The organism is Bacillus sp. OTU2372, from assembly GCF_038440275.1.
Lineage (GTDB): Bacteria > Bacillota > Bacilli > Bacillales > Cytobacillaceae > Neobacillus > Neobacillus bataviensis_B.
On record NZ_JASATK010000039.1, the window covers coordinates 1 to 18,172 of the forward strand.

The following is an 18,172-nucleotide window of genomic DNA, read 5'->3' on the forward strand; positions in this document are numbered from 1 at the left end:
GATGGAATAACCTGATACCAGCCATGAGCCCATGGATGAGTTTAAGGACAAGTCTTTAAGTATAAAGGGTAATGCAACATTAAACATGGTTGTATTCATCACCACCAGCAAAGTAGTAACACTCCATATTAAAATGAGTTTATTCTCTTGTAAATACACCGTGCTTTCCGTTTTGGAAGGAGCCGTTTGAAATGAAGGCATTTGATCCCACCTTACCTTTTTAATATTGATAAAATGAACCTTACATTGTACTACAAGCTAAGTGATAGCTAAAACCTTTATGGAGCTCACTTTGAATGGACTTTCTTTTTACAAGAGATTAGTTATATCATTCTATTTCCAATCTTTTCCCAGCGGAATTCCCCTTCAAGATCATACATGTACTTGTAGAATGTGCCACGAGTCTTTGTTTTTCATCATATACATGACACTCCAGCAATCCGACTGATGAACCTTTTTTTATTAATTTTCCCTCAGCTCGAAGTCTAGATTTAAAAATAGGTTTTAGGAAATTTAATTTAATTTCGATTGTCGTAAAAATTTCGTCCTCAGCTAATGTAGTTACAAATGCATAGCCCATAGCGGCATCGGATATGTCACATAAAATCCCACCATGAAGTGTCCCCATCGGATTGTGTAATCTTTCCGTAGCATCCATTTCGACCACAACCTTCCCTTCCTCAACATCTGTTATTTGAAAACCTATTACCTCTGCAGCAGGAGAACCTGGTATTTCACCCTTTGCCATTTTCTTCAAGAACTCTAAATGATTCATTCTTTTCACCCTCCATATTTAAAATAAAAAAGATTAAACAAAATCATTACATTTTTAGAACGTTCATTCTAAAAATGTTAATCTAATACCGCTAAAGTTGAATCAATAATGTTTTGAAGTTTCTTTTTATCTTTCGTTGTTTTGGCTAATACTCTTATACCAATCAATGAATTATGAATAGTTTGAGCTAATTTTTCTATATCAAGTTGGTCGGAAATTTCCCCACTTATTTGCCCCCGCAATAGTAGTTCGTATATAAAAGATTCTGCCTTACTAAAGCTTTTACTAATCCTGTCCGCAATTTCTTGGTCATGTAAGGTTAATTCTACAGCTGTATTAACAATTAAACACCCTGGGGGTTTTTCTTCATTCGAAAAAACCACCATTTCAAATAATCTTCTTATCGCTAACTTGACTGGCTTAATAGGTTTAATTTGTTGTTCCATTCTTTTTTCGATTATTTCTTCGAAGAGTTGTAAAGCTCGTAGAAACAACGTCTGTTTATCACCAAATGTGTCATAAATACTTCGACGGTGTATGTTCATATAGTCAACCAAATCTTGCATAGACGTTTTTTCATATCCATTTCGCCAAAAAAGCACCATTGCTTTTCGTAAAACCTTAGCTTCATCAAATTCTTTGTGTCTAGCCATTTTTTCACTCCCTTTTAAAAAAATTATATCATTTTTAGAATGGTCAGTAAAGAATATTCGAACTATTCAAACAGCAAGGGGTATGAGCAACGGTAACATCGCAGCTTCTATTAATTGGTTTAGTTAGTAAATAAGTCGAACTTATGCATTTAAAACTTTTTGTTCTAATTCACACTTCTGACGCAAGTGATGGCGAAAATGCATACCGACAAGGTCGAACCACTCCCTCGCGTTCAGCCAGCCAAAACCTTCATGTTTAAGGATTTATAGCATCTACTCTAGATTCCCAATGTCTCAACCTCTGCATTACCTGATCTAGCCTACTCAAAAGGTCTTCTTTACTATCTGAATTGCTTGGTGGGGTATTTAGTTCGTCCGGTAACTTGATTTTAATTGGGGGGAACCCTCCAATTTTATATAAATGCTTACCAAACTCCGTTTTCCCGAGCTTTTGTTCTTCCTTTGAGGCCCCACAAGTTTCTACATTGTCAAGGTACTCAATGGCAACGAGGATCACATGGTCGTACATTTGACCAATGGACCAAACCCCTTCAGCTGTTATATATCTTAGTTGCTCCAGTGAATAGTTTTGCAGATCGCTTTTGTATGTTTCAATAAATTTTAAATCACTCATTTAATCTCTCCTTTACCACCGTGCTACAACTTAATGTTCTTGTTTAGAAAACATTATTTTTAATCCATTGTTGTTCATAATTCTCTAGAATTATTTGAATCCCCTTTTTCTCCAACCTACCGATCTTAATATGTTGTAAAAGATTTGTTGATATAAACTTATTCCATTAAATGGCCCGATTATTGAAGTGGAAGGAGTAATTTTTATTTAAAAAAACACCTAATATGTTACAGCTTATTAATTCAGTGGTATTCATGAACCTTGTGAATAATTCGTTTTTAGCTTCCCTGTATTCATCATCCATTTCTTTCCCTTCATATTTCCTTTTTAACCTGCTTTAATTGCGGACGAACAATGACCGCCTTCATGGCGGTCATTGACTTTTTTAATATATCGTTGTTTTTGAAAAAAACGCTTCATACGCTTTTGTCGGATTGGCAAACCATTCAGCAATTTCGTTTGCTTTTACTTGGTCCTGTGCACCATGAAGTAGCAATTGAACTACATGCTCAGGTAATGGTTTCGTCATGGCATTTGTCCATTCAGTTACTTCTTTTACATACTGTTTCGTTCGATTCCAATAACACTCTCCTGTTTCTACGTCCCACTTAGAATTTTTGTATTCAGTAAGGGTTTCATACAATTGTTCAGCACAGTAAGAAGAGAGATTACAGCCTTGCCCCGTAATAGGATCGTTTAAAAATACACTATCACCACAGCCAACTACCAGCTTATTTTTAACCATCAGATACGGCTTTCGAATAACAGGTGTTATGGCCGTTTGAAGAAAGCTATTTTCATCACATAAAGCAAAATGTTTTCCATCCATTCGGTTATAAATTTCCGGAAAAAACTGTTGAACTGTGCTCCTCATTTTAAGAGTAAACTCTTCTGCATTTTTTATTCCTTTAAATATGTCTAAATCGCTGTTTGGTATTGCCATAATGAACAGTATGGTAACAGGACCGTGTTCTGTAATTGCGGGTATTTCAAACATTTCACCCAACTCAGGAAGAACCGTTACACATACTCCCAAAGGGGTGTTTGCTTCTATACCTTTGAAATAACCAACGATACATTTTCGCTGAGGAGTTTGAAAAGGAGACAGATCCTCTTCAATCGGAAACGAAAAAAGAGGTCCATTTTTCCCTGTACAATCAATAACCAAATCAAACTCATCTATAAGTACTTCCACACTCTCTTTTTCTACCTTTTCTAGACGGAAGGAAACTCCCTTTTCTACAAGATCTTTAATAGAATGAGAGTAATACAAACGTTGATCAACAGATAATGCCGAATCACGTAATTTTCCTACAAATAGTTTTTGATTTCCAATCGTAATATGAATACTTTCAATAAGAGCTTGTTCTCCCCATTTTGGCACATTAAAGCGTTTTTCACGATTCCTTGTTGATCCAAAATGCACTTGGGTAGACATGATTCGACCATTTTTAATCTGATCTGATGATTGTCTTTCAATGACTGTAATATCAAAATCGTCCTTTAGAGCATAAGCTAGGTGCAGTCCGGCTACGCCACTACCAATAATACAGAGTCTCTTTTTCAACAATTTCACTCCCTTGTTAGAAAATATGGCATTCTCCAATCGATTTAGATGAATGCCTAAGTTACATTATATGTACTAGTTCTGTGAACTTTTTAGCAACATTTTCCTGTAAATGTAACTATGGTTTATTTTATTGAAGGCCAACTCAGATGTAAATGGTTCTTTAGTGACAGTGTTTATTTACTAGACCATAAAGGAAATTTGGGCAAAAATCCCTTAACAATACATTCCAAAAAGTGTAATATGACACAGAATTTTTAGCCAAATGGTAACCTCTCCTTTTTAATACTAGCGATAAGAGTTCAGATAAGAATAAATGGTAAAAAAAGGTTGATTAAATTAATGCACAGCATAAAATTAAGAAAATCCGAAATTGTAATATTTGATTAATGTGCAATATTTAACTTGTGTATGTTTTAACAATTTGTGGATGTATTGATGCACAAAAAAGCTGCCGAGATGACAGCTCTGATAAGTTATTTATAAAATACCATATTTCCTCATGTAGCCAGCCCCGTTAGTAAAAGAAGACGGTTCTATCACTTTTTTACTTTTATTTTTTGGGGAATGGTCGTCCAGTACATGGGGTCTTCTAAGCCGAGCCGCCAAATCCCGATTCCCCGTAAGTTATATTTTTCTACAAGGTTTAGCTTAAACCGCAGGCTATAGCTATTCTCAAACCAAGCCTGATGGCTATGATGTTTTTCATCTACATAACTGAAATGTGGTGTTTGTGAACGGGTGTCCCAAATCACTTTAGATTTATATTTGGTTTTTCGATCCATTAACAGTGCATAGGAGCTATACACGGCTTTTTTTGCTGTTGTATCCCAGTCCCATCCATAACCAGCAATACCGAGTAAAATTTTTGATGGTGATACTCTATGTTTCAAAGCATAACTAATTGTTGCTTCTGTCCAATTGACTGATGCTGTGGAACCGGGTGTTGTTCTTGGGTTGTGCTCATCGTAAGTCATAATCATTAACCGATCTGAGTATAGACCAAGCTTTTCGTAATCAAACCATGGAGACCAGGGATTAGCACGGGAATCACCTGTGTTTGCCGGCACTGAAACCGTAACTATTTTCCCGTCACGATGCAGAGCATCCGACAATTTCTTTATCATTAGACTAAAGGAATCTCGGTCAGTCAAAAATAAATTTTCCATATCAATATTAATACCGTCATATTTATACTGCTTCATTTCATTGCGTAAGTTCTGAATGAAAAGATTGCGGTTTTTATCATTATCAAGTACATTACTCGCTACCTGCTTGCCTTTCTCCACGGTTTCATATAAGAGATTATGTACAACCATATATACCTTCAGGTGTTTTTTATGAGCAATCTGAATAACCTTTCTCTTATGATCAGCTGTAACGGAATCTATAAGACTGCCTGGACGTTTATCATCAAGCTTATACCAAAAGGGTGCAATGATGCTTAAACTGGTGGATTGCGAGTTCACTGTAGGTTGAGACCCTGGATACGTTCCTTCCTCTTCTGTGTAGAAACCTAAAACTTCACGAGGAGTTTTATTCTTATTGTTTGCTTCTTTTCTTTGTATCTGATTACAGGATGACATTAGTAATAATGCCATGCTTAAAGAAATGATCATGAATGACCGGAAACAATTTTTCGCCATATTACACCTTCTTCTAGTTTGTATATCCCTTAAGTTGATGCGAAAGGTTGTAACTTATTCACGAATGATCTTTCCTCCATAAAAGGATTACGGAAGAAATACCATAATACCTCAATATACTTATATTTTTTCATTCGATTCGGGTATTATTTCAGGACTTTTTCACTTATCATATAAATTATTATCATACTATTTTTATATTTAAAGGTGGAGAAGCATCATGAATAGAAGAAAGGGAATCTTTCTTGTTATAACGGGAGCAATATTTTGGGGAATCGGTGGCACAGTTGCAAAAAAGCTTTTTCAACAGTATCAAATAGATGTAGATTGGCTGGTAACAATCCGATTGCTCCTAGCTGGTTTTTTACTCTTAACCGTTCAATTTTTCGGAAAGGACCGCTCCCAGATCCTTGATGTCTGGAAAACTCGAAGGATAGCGATTCATTTGATGATATTCGGGTTACTCGGTATGCTTGCGGTTCAATACACCTATATGGCTTCCATTAAACATGGAAATGCAGCTGTTGCAACACTTTTACAGTATTTAGCACCTGTAATGATTATCGTGTACTTACTTTTCCGCAAACAAACAGTTCTAACACGAAATGATTTGTTGACTGTTTCGCTGGCTTTAGTTGGTTGTTTTTTCTTATTAACAAACGCCTCAATCTCTCAACTATCTGTGCCAACTCTTGCCATTGTTTGGGGGGTTCTATCTGGAATAGCTTTAGCATTTTATACTCTTTATGCCGTTCCATTATTGAAACAATACGATTCACTTGTCATAGTCGGATGGGCAATGATCATCGGTGGTATTGCATTAAGTTTTATCCATCCGCCTTGGGAAATGGACTTTAAAAGCTTAACGCTAGAAGCTTATTCATATTTAGTTTTCGTAATCATATTTGGCACTATGTTTGCATTTTGGTTTTATATAGAAAGTTTGCAAAGTCTATCGCCTAAAGAATCCAGTCTTCTAGGCAGCATAGAGCCACTAGCTGCCGTTTTAACAACGGTCTTTTGGTTAAAAGAACCCTTTGGTTTATTCCAATGGGCTGGTACAGTATGTATTATTGGAATGATTCTAATATTGGCTTTGGGTAAAGATTCATCTTCAAAGACTAATCAACTATCTAATAATGAAAAGCCCCTCAGAGTAAGTTGATTAGAGGGGGTTTCTGACAATTGAGATTGTCAATTACTACAAAAACTCTATTTTAAAATAAGTTTTAAGGAAAGAAAAATACTAAAAAAAGACCATCGTCACCGATGATCTTTATACTCGCTTTGCTCCAATATATCTAGGATGCCAATATGGGTTGCTTGTGTAGGTGATAATAACCCCTTTAGAAGAGGATGCCATGATCATTTTCCCGTATCCGATATAGATGGCAACATGTGTTGGGGCACTTGCTTTATTCGGTCCATAGAACAATAAATCACCGATCTGCAAGTTAGATGGTCGATATCCGTTTCCGTAGTACATTTGGGCAGCAGTGCGATTTAGTGTTCTTCCCGCTTTTCCGTAAGAATACTTCACAAGACCTGAACAGTCAAATCCGCTTGGCGAAATCCCGCCCCATCGGTAAGGAACTCCGATATTTGATTTCGCAATTGAAATGGCTGCTGTATGATAATTATAAGTTGCTGCTTCCGCTTTTTCACCCTTGGCGGCGAACAAAGAGCCACAAGAAGCTAAGATGGTAAAGGCTACGATGAATTTCTTTAGCATGATTGTTTCCTCCTAGTGTGATTTGATAAGTTCACTATACTAGAAAGGTATAACAGACACATCACAGCAATATGATAATTTCATTACAAAGTAATTTTAATATAATTTTAAAATACTAGATAATTATACTCTAGTAAGTTCAGCGTCGTTTTTTTCTATTATTAATGAAAAGATTTATACAGATAAAATTCTAATAAAAAAAACCTTTGACCAAAAGATCAAAGGTTTTTTTGGGGGCTTAGTGGTCTTAAAGCATTAATCATTTAATCCTTTTCCATTGAGAATTTGCGACATAGATTTTTCAACCCTTGACACTCGAGTTTTGGATTGTTTGGGTTGAGAAAAATGAAGAATATATGCTCTTTGCCGTCCCGGCGTAAGTGCTTCAAAAGCAGTTTTCAAGGCAGGGATCTCATCTAATTTATGTTGAAATTCTTCAGGAATGGTGTAATCTGTATTCTTTTTAAAATTCACTTCCAAACCGGCTTTTTCCACTTCAATGGCTTCATAAATATAATCTTTCAGAATGGTTTCCATTGCAATTATTTCTTGAACATTGGTGAACCGAATCTGGCGCGCCGCCTGTACATTCTCCGTTTGTTGGATTAGAATCCCCTTCGCATCCTTTAATAAGGCCCCTTTAGGAAATAGAAGCGCACAATATTCTTTAAATCCATGGATTAAAACAATGTTTTTTTTCTCAAATGTGTAGCAAGGATGCATCCACTTATATTCTTCGGTAAGCTCACAGTCAAGAACGATTTGTCTCAACTTCTCATATTCTTCCTTCCACTTTTTAGCTTTACTTAAAAATTCATCAACCTTAGGATTCATTTTACTCTCTGACATCAAGGAACACCTCACTTAAATTCTACCCTGCCACTTTTTTGGCTTTACTTAAATATATATTAACCTAAAGGACCAAAACTAGATATTACTGTAAATGGATGCTTTCGATATATAATAATTACGAGGAGGGGTAACATGAAAGCAATTCAAGTTAAACAATTTGGTGGACCTGAGAAATTAGTATATACAGACGTAAAGGATGTAGCAGCAGGTAAGGGTGAGATATGTGTTCGTTTATATGCGGCGGGCGTCAATCCGAGTGATACTTACACATTAACTGGTACATATGCATTTAGTATACCTCAATTGCCTTATACACCAGGATTAGACGGTGCTGGGATTGTGGAGGCGATTGGAGAAGAAGTCACAAATGTTCGTGTTGGTGATCGTGTATTTATTGCGTCCTTAATGAAAGGTCATAGTACAGGCACATTTGCACAAAAAGTAGTATGTGACGCAACCTTAGTTCATCCATTACCAGACCATGTATCTTTTGAACAAGGTGCAGCATTAGGAGTACCTGCATTAACAGCCTATCGTGCACTATTTCAACGTGCCTGCCTGAAACCTGGTCAAACCGTGCTTATTCATGGAGCCAGTGGCGGAGTTGGATTACAGGCTGTTCAAATGGCGAAATCTCACGGTGCTATAGTGATTGGAACTGCAAGTAGACATGAGGGTAAAAAATTGGTGCAGCAAGCTGGTGCAGATTTTGTCATTGATCATGTGAAAGAAGCAACGATTGAAGATGTACTAGCCTTAACAGGCGGCAATGGACCCGATGTCATTATTGAATTTTTAGCAAATAAGAATTTAGAAACAGATTTAAAGCTGATTGCACCATTTGGTAAAATCGTAATTATTGGAAATCGTGGTTCAATTGAAATAAACCCACGTCTTGCCATGCAAAAGGAATGTGATATTTTAGCGACAGCTCTTTGGAACGCACCAAAAGAGGAATATGAACAAAGCATACATGGTGTCATTGGCATGATAACAAGTGGTGCACTTCGTCCAATAATTGGGACAACTTTGCCGCTCCAGCAAGCGTCGCAGGGCTTTGAACAGCTGGAAAAAGGTTTAGGAAATGGTAAACTTGTTTTAATCATTGACTAATAATTCTACGTAATTAAAAGTACTCACTAATAGCATTTCTTAAAAAACAACTATATTGAAACATGGTGAAAAATTGTATTTAACGTAAAAGGGGCGATGCTTAAGGAAGCATCGCTTCTTCCCTTTTTAGAACTTCCCTCTCCCTACCTCCTTCCACTCACATCTTTGTATAATATTAACACTTACATAAACAACAAAAACATTATTTAATTTAATAAAAATTTATTGAAATACGATAAATAATAGTTTAAAATTCAATTAACAATAAATTAGAGAGGTGCTTTTATGAAAAGAGGAACAACTTTATTTTTAAAGATCGCTGATATGTTTATTGGAATCCCCGTTCTTGCTTTGTGCATCTTTTTGGTGCCTGAGATAGGGAATGTTGCAGCAAAATTGCTTCCAGGGTTTGCTTTTATAAAATATCTCGTTTCCATCGTTTTTTATGCATCGGCAATTCCTTTTTACTTTGCTTTGTATCAGGCTTTCAAACTATTACGCTATATTGACAAAAATAAAGCTTTCTCCGAATTATCTGTAAATGCTTTAAAGAAAATCAAACACTGTGCCATCACAATCAGTACCTTGCATGTGCTAGCCTTGCCGCTCTTCTATCTCTTTGCGGAAAAAGACGACGCGCCTGGTGTCATCTTTGTCGGAATGGTTGTTCCTTTTGCTTCACTAGTCATTGCCGTTTTTGCTGCTGTTCTCCAAAAGCTTTTAAAAGAAGCGATTGATATCAAATCAGAAAATGATTTAACGGTCTAAGATAGAGAACATAGCAAAATCAGTATCAATGTGATGCTGTCCGAAAGAAAAATAACGTTAATTGCTATGAAACGCTATAACATATGAACATTGATCAGTGAGGTGTTTTCTCTATGAACCGAAGGGCAACTTTTTTCCTAAAGGGAGTTATTCTTTTTATTGGAATAGTGGTACTTTCTGTGTGTCTATTTTGGCTGCCTGAGGTAGCCAGTAGAGATGCAAAAGTGCATCCGGAGACTGCTTACTTGCAATATGACTTTTTACTATCTGCTTATTTATTGTCTATTCCATTTTTCATCGGATTGTATAAAGTGTTTAAACTTTTCATTTACATTAATCAGAACAAGGCTTTCACGGAAGTATCTGATAGAGCTTTGAAGGTTATCAAGTACTGTGCAATCACAATAAGTGCCTTTATTGTAGCAGGAGTCATATTTGTCGCTCTATATATGGAAGGTGACAGAGCCGGTGTCGTTGCAATGGGTTTATATTCCACCTTTGCTTCGAGCGTAATCGCAACCTTTGCTGGTGTCCTCCAAAGGCTTGTGAATGAAGTCGTAAATATAATATCTGAAAATGATTTAATAGTGTGAGGTGGTTAACTTGGCAATTATCATCAATATTGATGTGATGCTGGCTAAAAGGAAAATGAGCGTAACGGAACTTTCGGAAAGAGTTGGGATTACAATGGCGAACCTTTCCATTTTGAAAAACGGGAAAGCAAAAGCGATTCGTTTTTCAACGTTAGAAGCGATATGTAAGGCTTTGGATTGTCAACCTGGAGATATTTTAGAGTACAAAAGCGATGAAGATACTTAAAATACATGGAACATAACATATTAATTATGAACTGTTGCCGTTATTGAGATTTTTTGGTCACGATTATAAATTTAAGAATTTCCTATTCTATAATAGAAGTTATTATGCTAACAGATGCTTTGCTTTGCTTCGCTTGGGAGCAAGGCTTTTTTTCTCCTTCAAAAATGTGGGTTCATTTAACGAAATCTGTTAATTTTAAGTTCGATACCTCACAAACCTGTTTTTGGCTTTTGATTTCTTATTTTACAAATTACCGATGTTATTGGAGGAGAACCACTATTATTATTTATAATTTCCTTTTGAGACTTGAGCAGTTTACCATAAAAAGCCAACCTTTTTTTGTATTACCATCCTGACTTTTAGTTCAAAAAGAGAAGCTGCCTCAATCACAGCCCATCTCTTGACCTCAAGCACCTGTTAGCTGAAAAAGGATATGTTTTAATCTGAAAAGTCCCTAAACAAAACCTTTAACTCCGGAGCGTCATAGAATTTACCATCACTAATAAATTTTTCTATGTAAAAAACCTCTTGAAACAAGAGAGCAAATTATCTGCAATGAAAGAGGTTGGGTACCTTTTAGGCATCCAACCTCTTATTTCTCTTTATCTTGTTGACAAGAAAAGGTTCTTTGGTGTTGCTACAAAAGATCTATCAAACTTGACCATATCTTCAAAGGAGTTGCTATGCTAAACCAGCCTTAGTATTCATTGAAATACTCTTGGATCTTGCTAGGATCTTTGGTTTTGGTGAGCACCAGCATCAATAAGATACGAGCTTTTTGAGGGTTGATGTTGCCAGAATTAACGAAGTGGTTGTCTTCGTCGGTTTGTTCGTGAGTAACCATGCCTTCTGGTACACGAGTGTCACGAACGACGACAACACCCTTCTTTACAGCATCCTGCAGACCTGGAAGCGTTTTTTCATTAATAGAACCGTTACCTGTTCCAGCATGGATAATTCCTTTCGCACCGGCAGCAACTGCAGCGTCAACCATTACACGGTCATCATCGGCATGCGAATAAACAATATCAACACGATGCAGATTGTCTTCAGTGATCTTGCGAATGTCAAAATCGGACTCAGTGGTGTGCTTTTTAGTTGGTACGTTATAGAAGTAAGGTTTACCGCCTTGTATATAGCCGAGGGAGCCGAACTCCGGATTATCGAAGGCATCAACGTCGGTGGTATTCGTTTTAAATGTGTAGCGAGCGCTTCCGATCTTGCCATTCATGGAAATCATGACGCCCTTGTCGCGAGCTTCCTTGGAACCAGCCAGTATTACAGCGTTATACAGGTTCAACGGACCGTCAGCAGAGAGTGACGTAGAAGGACGCATTGCGCCAACCAAGACAATTGGTTTGTCAGAATGAACAGTCAGGTTGAGAAAGTAAGCCGTTTCCTCCATTGTGTCGGTTCCGTGGGTGATTACAACACCGTCACACTCTGGGTCGTCCAATGCTTTATGAACCTCCTTCGCCAGTTTGACCATTAAAGCATCAGTATTAGACGTACCGGAATCAATGTTTGCAACCTGCTCAGTGGAAATATTAGCAACATCTTTTAGCCCAGGAACCGCTTCTATTAGTTGATCTGGAGTTAGGACACCTGCCTGATAGCCTGTGGTTTGAGTCGAAGTAGAACCCGTTCCCGCAATGGTGCCACCCGTTGCCAGAATTTTAATGTTAGGTAATTTTTTCTTAACAGGATTGGTTGTATTAGATGTTATAATCTGTTTAGCCTCAACAGGATGTGATACATCCGTGTAACTTGAAGAGATGATGATAATCCCGGGGGCCATTAATGTTAGTGCGGTGAGAGCAACTTTTTTCTTTGTAGTTAGTTTCTTCATTCGAAATTCCTCCAAATAACGTGTGATTAACAAAAATATAAAGTGAAACTTCCATAAGTTGGGTCTTACTGCCTATTAATGCAGGTTAAATCTTAGTGAACGCTTTCATGGATTTTAATTTATCATAAGACCTACAGAATCTAACAAAAAAACTAAAAAACTTACAAAAAAATTTGAAATTTAAAAATGACTGTTTTTCATATCAGTTAGCTCTGGTACAAATATTTCACAATATTTCAGTCAAAATAAAAACTCCCCTCATATTAATTGAGGCCACTGAAAATCTGTTGGTTTTTATTTTTAAAAGGTCCTCACATAAAAAATCTGGCTTTATTTCCAATATTCCAGAACAAAAAGCCGGATTTTTCTTTATTCGTTCTCTGTTATTTGTTTATTTTTGGTCTAACTGTGTCATTATCCCCCCGTAAAAATCGCCATTGCCCGTTGCAGTTCCATGCCAATTAGACCCGAGGATTTTGCGACATTATACCCTTGTCTATGTTTTAATTCGCTGTTTTTCGCTTCAATTTTATAGCGCTCCTTGTCGGAATGCGCGTTTGATTTTATTGTGACCGAATAAGTCTTGCTTTTCGCACCTTCTTGGTAACATCCTTCCTTGAACGGGCCCACCTTTCACTTTTCGATATATTTGCCTATTTGTAAGTGTTGTTATTTTATTTTCGGTATAGTGACAACTCCTCATTGTACTAGTGTTTATTAGCATGAGTGTCCCATTTTACTGTCTTCTTGTTTAAACTAGCTGCCACATTAGCACAAAAAGAAAATGAGCTGCCGCAGCAACTCATTGTTAATACAGATAGGTAAGGCTTTGAAGTTATCGCCACCTTTTCCCCCTGTTCACACCTGTACGTGCGGCTTTCACCGCATACGGCGTTCCAACTAATCCAATTCATTCAATTCTATGTATTTGTTTAGATTGATGTTGCTTTCTTCCGAAATCATATGGCTTCATTTTTACATTGTAATCGAAATTCGTTTAGCTTTTCTTTTTGCTTTTTGGTAAGTTTAAATACTTTAATTAATTTCTTTATCTTTTCACTATCCTTAAGGTGGACTAGTCGATGAACTGCTTCATGGAGTATCACTAAATTTGAAAATGTATCATCTTTTGATAGGTAATACGGATGCTTGTGATGGCAGTGCCAATCCCTGACACCAAGCTCAACTCCTGTTACCGCACATTTACCATTTTGAGCAATAAACTTACTTATTCGATTGTCATTATATTCGATTGACCGATTTGGAATATAGTTTTTCATGATTGAAAATAAAACCCTTTTGTTTATAGCTTTAAGACTTTTGTGGATTTTATCTCTACCTTCGGCAGTATAATTACATGTTTCCTGCGAAAAGCATAAATTTGTTTTATGCTTTTGAGCATAAATGGGTACAAATACCATACTTTGTATTTTGTATAGTTTCGATTTGTAACCTTTGTACCTTTTTTGTAGAGTCTTTGTCATCTCATGAAAATTCGCATCTGTTCTAAAAATCTTTAAACGATTATACAGTGTTTTTCGTAGATAAGAGTTTAACTCATTCAGATTTGTTGTGATTTGGGTGGCTGCTGAATAGTAATTTTGAATTCCCATTACAACTGTGTTGAAATGCCAGACCGTTGCTATGCAAGGATTCTTCTGGATGGCTTTAATAGCCTCCTTAATCTTAAAGGAAGCATTTGCCTTTGCTTTTCTGGACATATGGGAATGGACTACATAACCAAACCTAGTTTTTCCCTTTCCAACTACTTTAAAAGTAAAGCCAAGAAACTCGGAAGAGTTTTTCTTTAGGTTGATTACCTTTGATTTTTCATCACTGGTTTCAAGGTGTAATCTTGTTTTCAAAAAGCCTTTTATGGCATAGTTCATTCTGATCGCTTGTGAACGAGTTCTGCACAGAACTTTAAAATCGTCCGCATAGCGGACGATAAAGCATTCTTTTAAGCCAGATTTTTTAAGTGCTTGATACTTAATTCCACTGGTCTTATATTTAAAATTGCTTTCGAATGTTTCCCACTGATTACTTATCCACCAATCAAGTTCATATAGAACTACATTTGATAATAAGGGTGATAAAATTCCACCTTGCGGTGTTCCTTTAACTGGTATTCCTTCGCCATTAATCTCTGCTTTTAATAATCTTGAGATAATGGAGAGTAATACTTTATCCCTAATCCCCAGTGACCAAAGCTGTTTCAAAAGTTTTCCATGATTCACATTATCAAAGAAACCGCGTATATCGACATCAACACAATGATGCAACCCAGCTTGATTGATAAGGAATTCGAACCTTGCTTTGGCATGATGGGTGCTTCTATTTGGTCTGAATCCATAGCTATGTTTATGGAATTTAGCTTCGCAAATGGGCTCCAATACTTGTAGAATACACTGTTGGAAAATTCTATCCCAGATGGTTGGAATCCCTAAAGGTCTAAGTTTTCCATTCCCTTTGTCAATAAACACTCGTCTAACCATTTGAGGTTTGTAGCCTTTAAACATGATTTGAACCGTGTTTATTACATCCTCCACTGATAAATGACAAATATCTTTAATCGTAAGATTATCTGTACCTGCCGTTTTACTACCTGTATTTCTTTTGAAATTGCGGTAGGCAAGACGAATATTTTCATTAGAACTCATCAATTCTATTAATCCATAAAACTTTTCACCACTGGCACTTTGAGCATACAGGTTGTCAAAGCATTCCTGTAAGTTATAATACTCATTGTGCCTCAGCTTCTTCCGCTTCAATAAGTCGGCAACTCCTTTCGGAGTTAAACCTCTTTTAGTCTCACAAGAATCTTATTAATCGATAAAAATCTGCCTTACATGGTTGAATGATTCTTCATTAGTCTAGTGGCTATCCCTCCATGTTGATTAAACATTTCATTGGTATTGTGCCACCACTTTCACTGATATAAAGGCAAGTTATACGATAACTAATATCATTATTGCTTTCCTTACCAACGATTCACAGGGAGTAAGCCCTCCACGTTATCAGCTTACAATGTTGAATTATATCTATTGTAGAATGAACTTAGGTGCTTCTTTTAAGCCTGTTAGCACTCATACGCCTGTAACGTATCATGGATTTTTATATTAGTTATTCTTACTCACCCACGGCTAACCTCACAATTTGGTGATATACACATTTCTATGTATTGTGCGTATAGACCCGTACATTCAGAAGTTCGTCAGCTTTACCTTTTTGTTTTAGGTGTATTTGCATCCTCACCATATTCATTCAACTCAAGCATCATGAACTACACCACTCCCTCGAGTAGGATTTCGGCAGCCAAACTGCTACGGTAGTTTCTCACGCCTTTTTACCAAGCTTATAACACTATCATTCTTACTAAATCCAATGCTATTCGGCTAAGAGAGAACCCTTCAGGGCGTTACCCCATCATTTGATTCTTGGATATAACCCTTCAGTTCCGACAGGAACTGCCTTACCTTTACCTGAAGATTGTGACCAATCTCAATTTAAACCAGTAACATTTCGCACAACTCTTGCACCCGTTAGCTGAAGTACCAAAGTGTACACAATATTAAAACCAATCAGGTGTTTTACTATATAATTCTTCGAGCTGATTTAAATCGTATCCCATTTTCTTAAAGTAATTTATCTTTTCAACTCTTGTTAAAAATAAAAGGTTATCTGGTTTTTGATAATCTGGTACAAGCATTTTATCGAAATAGTTCACGTCAATATTTTCATTCCAAGGTCTTATCCCATTAAGAGCTTCTGCCAGCTCTTTTAATGAGCTAACAGAATATGTACTACGTGTTATCCGACGCAAATAATTCTTGGGTTGCCCCTTAATCACCTCTTCAACCGCAACTACAACACTCTTGTTTCCGATGATTTTCCAAGTGTGATTATCCAGGGATTGCGAGGAAATTGGTAATATTGAAACAACATTTTCATTAATAATATTATGAATTTCTTCTACTTCATTAGAAACTAAATCAAATAAACAACATAAAGGAAAACCAAGTTCATCCTTTTTTATTATCTGACCAAAACTAAAAGAACCATTTTTTAAAGGAATGGAAAAAATATCTGCTACAACCCATCTTTGTTTTTTCGGTCTTTTGAAATTCTTTACTGATTTGATTACCTCGACTATTTCAGAATTCTTTATTTCAATATTAATCAATTCATTGATTATTATTGCAGCCTCAACTATTATTTCACCATTTTTTGAAGTTATAAAAATTCCGTTAGTCTCATAATCAATTTTTAATTTTTTTAAAGGATACTCCATTCTGTTTTTTAATTTTTTCTTAATGAAAGTGGCTGCCTCTAAACTGGTTTCAAATCCGAAAAATTCTGCCAGGTCTTCGATTATAAAAAAATCACTCGAACTTGCATCAGGAAAATAAATTGTTAATGCCCCGATTTTTATTTCCACGTAATAAACATACCTTTCATTTTTAAACTAGATATTATACATAACGCTTTGTTTATAAGATAATCCTTTTTCAAACTGCCCAGTTACTTGAAGAAGAAAATGGCATTACCCCTTTGTTGAAGAAATGCACCCTTAAGTTTAAGTACAACTCTTCACAATATATCAAACATAATTCATCCTGATATTAAAAAAAGTCCTTACTGTTAAATGCAGAAGGACTTTAAATGTGATTTACAACTGATTCTTTTTTCTTATTAATTCATCTCGATCGGATGCCATTGGAGGTTGTTCCAACCATCCATTTTTAATCATAATATTAGCTCCATCTTCAGAAAACATCTGAACTTCTAAGGATAGCCTGTTATACATTGCACTAATATCTCCTCTAGGACTTTGACTAACAGCTGTACCATAATAGCCAACGCTTAAAGAAATCAAACCACTTGTGAAGAACATCATCAGTTTATCAGAAAAAGTATGGGATGTACTATTTGTTATTTCTGAATCCCAAGCCATAGGTGCTGGAAGTTTACTTTCCTCTAGCTTACTTCTTAATAATCTAATATGTTTATTCCCAACTTCTAAACCCTTTAAAAAGAATTGTTTTACATCCTTATCCTTTGCAACCTGACTAAAGCCAGTAACTGTAGCTATTCCCAAGGCATTTCTTTGTAGATTCGCAAATAAATTATCGACTTCGGCAGCAACTAATGGTCTTTTTTCTCCGAACACATCTAACATAAACCATTGCTTTTTTACAAATTCAACCTTCTCTAAATTAGGCAGGCTAGGAGACCTGATAAACAATCCTTTAGACAATAATAATTCAGTTGACTTATCATATAATTGCATTGTTTCTGTAAGGCAATTCATGTAATAAGATCTAATATCACTTCTTACAGATGTTCCAACACTACCAGCATAAGTTGTAAGTCCAACCTTAGACATTTGGTTTATAAAATTTAGTACAAAACTGTCGGAATAAAGTCTAGGAGCATTTAAATCCACATCCTCTTTAATACTAAAACCATATGGAACTACATTTTTTTCCTCTGTTAGTATTGCTGTAATCTTTTGAATATGTAACTTTGATAATTCTAATGCAGATTCAACTATAGCCTTAATTTCAATATCCTCAACTTTTTCCAGAAAAAATGTAAGAACACATATGCTAGAGCTATCATTTAAGTATTGAAGCCAAAGTTGACCCATTTCACCCGCTGTTAGCCTAATCTGTTTTTCTTTTTCATCCATAAGTAACCTCCAAAAAAGTTATCCTAAAAAATACCTTCCCCAGAAATTACCTATAGTATGTATTAGTTACCT

Annotated in this window: 16 protein-coding genes and 2 pseudogenes; 5 read left to right on the forward strand and 13 right to left on the reverse strand. The window is 36.1% G+C overall.

Going from position 1 to position 18,172, the window contains the following annotated elements; translation table 11 throughout:
• From AAHB15_RS28545 to AAHB15_RS28570, 6 genes and pseudogenes are all read right to left on the reverse strand, one after another.
• Positions 1 to 201, reverse strand: a pseudogene (locus AAHB15_RS28545) (hypothetical protein); the annotation flags it as partial.
• A gap of 127 nt (positions 202 to 328) precedes the next feature.
• Positions 329 to 775, reverse strand: a complete 447-nt coding sequence (locus AAHB15_RS28550) for a PaaI family thioesterase (RefSeq protein WP_342043801.1) — start codon at positions 773 to 775, stop codon at positions 329 to 331.
• A 77-nt stretch (positions 776 to 852) separates the two neighbouring features.
• Entirely contained in the window at positions 853 to 1,428 is a 576-nt protein-coding gene (locus tag AAHB15_RS28555) for a TetR/AcrR family transcriptional regulator (protein WP_342043802.1), read from the reverse strand.
• 256 nt (positions 1,429 to 1,684) lie between these two features.
• Entirely contained in the window at positions 1,685 to 2,062 is a 378-nt protein-coding gene (locus AAHB15_RS28560; protein WP_335575124.1) for a DinB family protein, read from the reverse strand.
• Between the two features lie 385 nt (positions 2,063 to 2,447).
• Positions 2,448 to 3,638 (reverse strand): styrene monooxygenase/indole monooxygenase family protein, encoded by a 1,191-nt coding sequence (locus AAHB15_RS28565; RefSeq protein WP_342043803.1) that lies wholly within the window; start codon positions 3,636 to 3,638, stop codon positions 2,448 to 2,450.
• Positions 3,639 to 4,168: 530 nt separating this feature from the next.
• Complete coding sequence (locus AAHB15_RS28570; RefSeq protein WP_342043804.1) at positions 4,169 to 5,275, reverse strand: glycosyl hydrolase family 18 protein; 1,107 nt, start codon at positions 5,273 to 5,275, stop codon at positions 4,169 to 4,171.
• A gap of 220 nt (positions 5,276 to 5,495) precedes the next feature.
• On the opposite strand from AAHB15_RS28570, the gene AAHB15_RS28575 reads away from it, so the two are divergent.
• A complete protein-coding gene (locus tag AAHB15_RS28575) occupies positions 5,496 to 6,440 on the forward strand; it encodes a DMT family transporter (protein WP_342043805.1) in 945 nt (314 codons plus the stop codon).
• A gap of 111 nt (positions 6,441 to 6,551) precedes the next feature.
• Here AAHB15_RS28575 and AAHB15_RS28580 read toward each other — a convergent pair whose 3' ends face one another.
• Both AAHB15_RS28580 and AAHB15_RS28585 read right to left on the reverse strand, forming a co-directional pair.
• On the reverse strand, positions 6,552 to 7,007 hold the full coding sequence (locus AAHB15_RS28580; protein ID WP_144565382.1) for a C40 family peptidase: 456 nt from the start codon (positions 7,005 to 7,007) through the stop codon (positions 6,552 to 6,554).
• Positions 7,008 to 7,262: 255 nt separating this feature from the next.
• Positions 7,263 to 7,856, reverse strand: coding sequence for a YdeI/OmpD-associated family protein (locus AAHB15_RS28585; protein ID WP_335575209.1), 594 nt, complete (start codon positions 7,854 to 7,856; stop codon positions 7,263 to 7,265).
• A gap of 135 nt (positions 7,857 to 7,991) precedes the next feature.
• Between AAHB15_RS28585 and AAHB15_RS28590 the strand changes: the two genes are divergently transcribed.
• The 4 genes from AAHB15_RS28590 (at position 7,992) to AAHB15_RS28605 (ending at position 10,559) form a co-directional block, all read left to right on the forward strand.
• Positions 7,992 to 8,972, forward strand: coding sequence for an NADPH:quinone reductase (locus AAHB15_RS28590; RefSeq protein WP_335575208.1), 981 nt, complete (start codon positions 7,992 to 7,994; stop codon positions 8,970 to 8,972).
• A gap of 285 nt (positions 8,973 to 9,257) precedes the next feature.
• Positions 9,258 to 9,740, forward strand: a complete 483-nt coding sequence (locus AAHB15_RS28595; RefSeq protein WP_342043806.1) for a DUF2975 domain-containing protein — start codon at positions 9,258 to 9,260, stop codon at positions 9,738 to 9,740.
• A 113-nt stretch (positions 9,741 to 9,853) separates the two neighbouring features.
• Positions 9,854 to 10,333 carry a DUF2975 domain-containing protein gene (locus AAHB15_RS28600; protein ID WP_342043807.1) on the forward strand — a complete coding sequence of 160 codons (480 nt, stop codon included), beginning with the start codon at positions 9,854 to 9,856 and terminating at the stop codon, positions 10,331 to 10,333.
• Positions 10,334 to 10,343: 10 nt separating this feature from the next.
• Complete coding sequence (locus tag AAHB15_RS28605) at positions 10,344 to 10,559, forward strand: helix-turn-helix domain-containing protein (protein ID WP_144565392.1); 216 nt, start codon at positions 10,344 to 10,346, stop codon at positions 10,557 to 10,559.
• A 697-nt stretch (positions 10,560 to 11,256) separates the two neighbouring features.
• Here AAHB15_RS28605 and AAHB15_RS28610 read toward each other — a convergent pair.
• The 5 genes and pseudogenes from AAHB15_RS28610 to AAHB15_RS28630 all read right to left on the reverse strand — a co-directional run bounded on the left by AAHB15_RS28610 (position 11,257) and on the right by AAHB15_RS28630 (position 18,100).
• Positions 11,257 to 12,408, reverse strand: coding sequence for an asparaginase (locus AAHB15_RS28610; RefSeq protein ID WP_335575205.1), 1,152 nt, complete (start codon positions 12,406 to 12,408; stop codon positions 11,257 to 11,259).
• Between the two features lie 414 nt (positions 12,409 to 12,822).
• A pseudogene (locus AAHB15_RS28615) lies at positions 12,823 to 13,041 on the reverse strand (IS5/IS1182 family transposase); the annotation flags it as partial.
• 326 nt (positions 13,042 to 13,367) lie between these two features.
• Positions 13,368 to 15,179 carry a group II intron reverse transcriptase/maturase gene (ltrA, locus tag AAHB15_RS28620; RefSeq protein ID WP_342043808.1) on the reverse strand — a complete coding sequence of 604 codons (1,812 nt, stop codon included), beginning with the start codon at positions 15,177 to 15,179 and terminating at the stop codon, positions 13,368 to 13,370.
• Positions 15,180 to 15,979: 800 nt separating this feature from the next.
• Positions 15,980 to 16,846: an Imm26 family immunity protein gene (locus AAHB15_RS28625; protein WP_342043809.1), complete on the reverse strand. Its 867-nt coding sequence runs from the start codon at positions 16,844 to 16,846 to the stop codon at positions 15,980 to 15,982.
• Positions 16,847 to 17,077: 231 nt separating this feature from the next.
• Complete coding sequence (locus tag AAHB15_RS28630) at positions 17,078 to 18,100, reverse strand: DUF3231 family protein (protein WP_342043810.1); 1,023 nt, start codon at positions 18,098 to 18,100, stop codon at positions 17,078 to 17,080.
• Between the last annotated feature and the right edge of the window lie 72 nt (positions 18,101 to 18,172).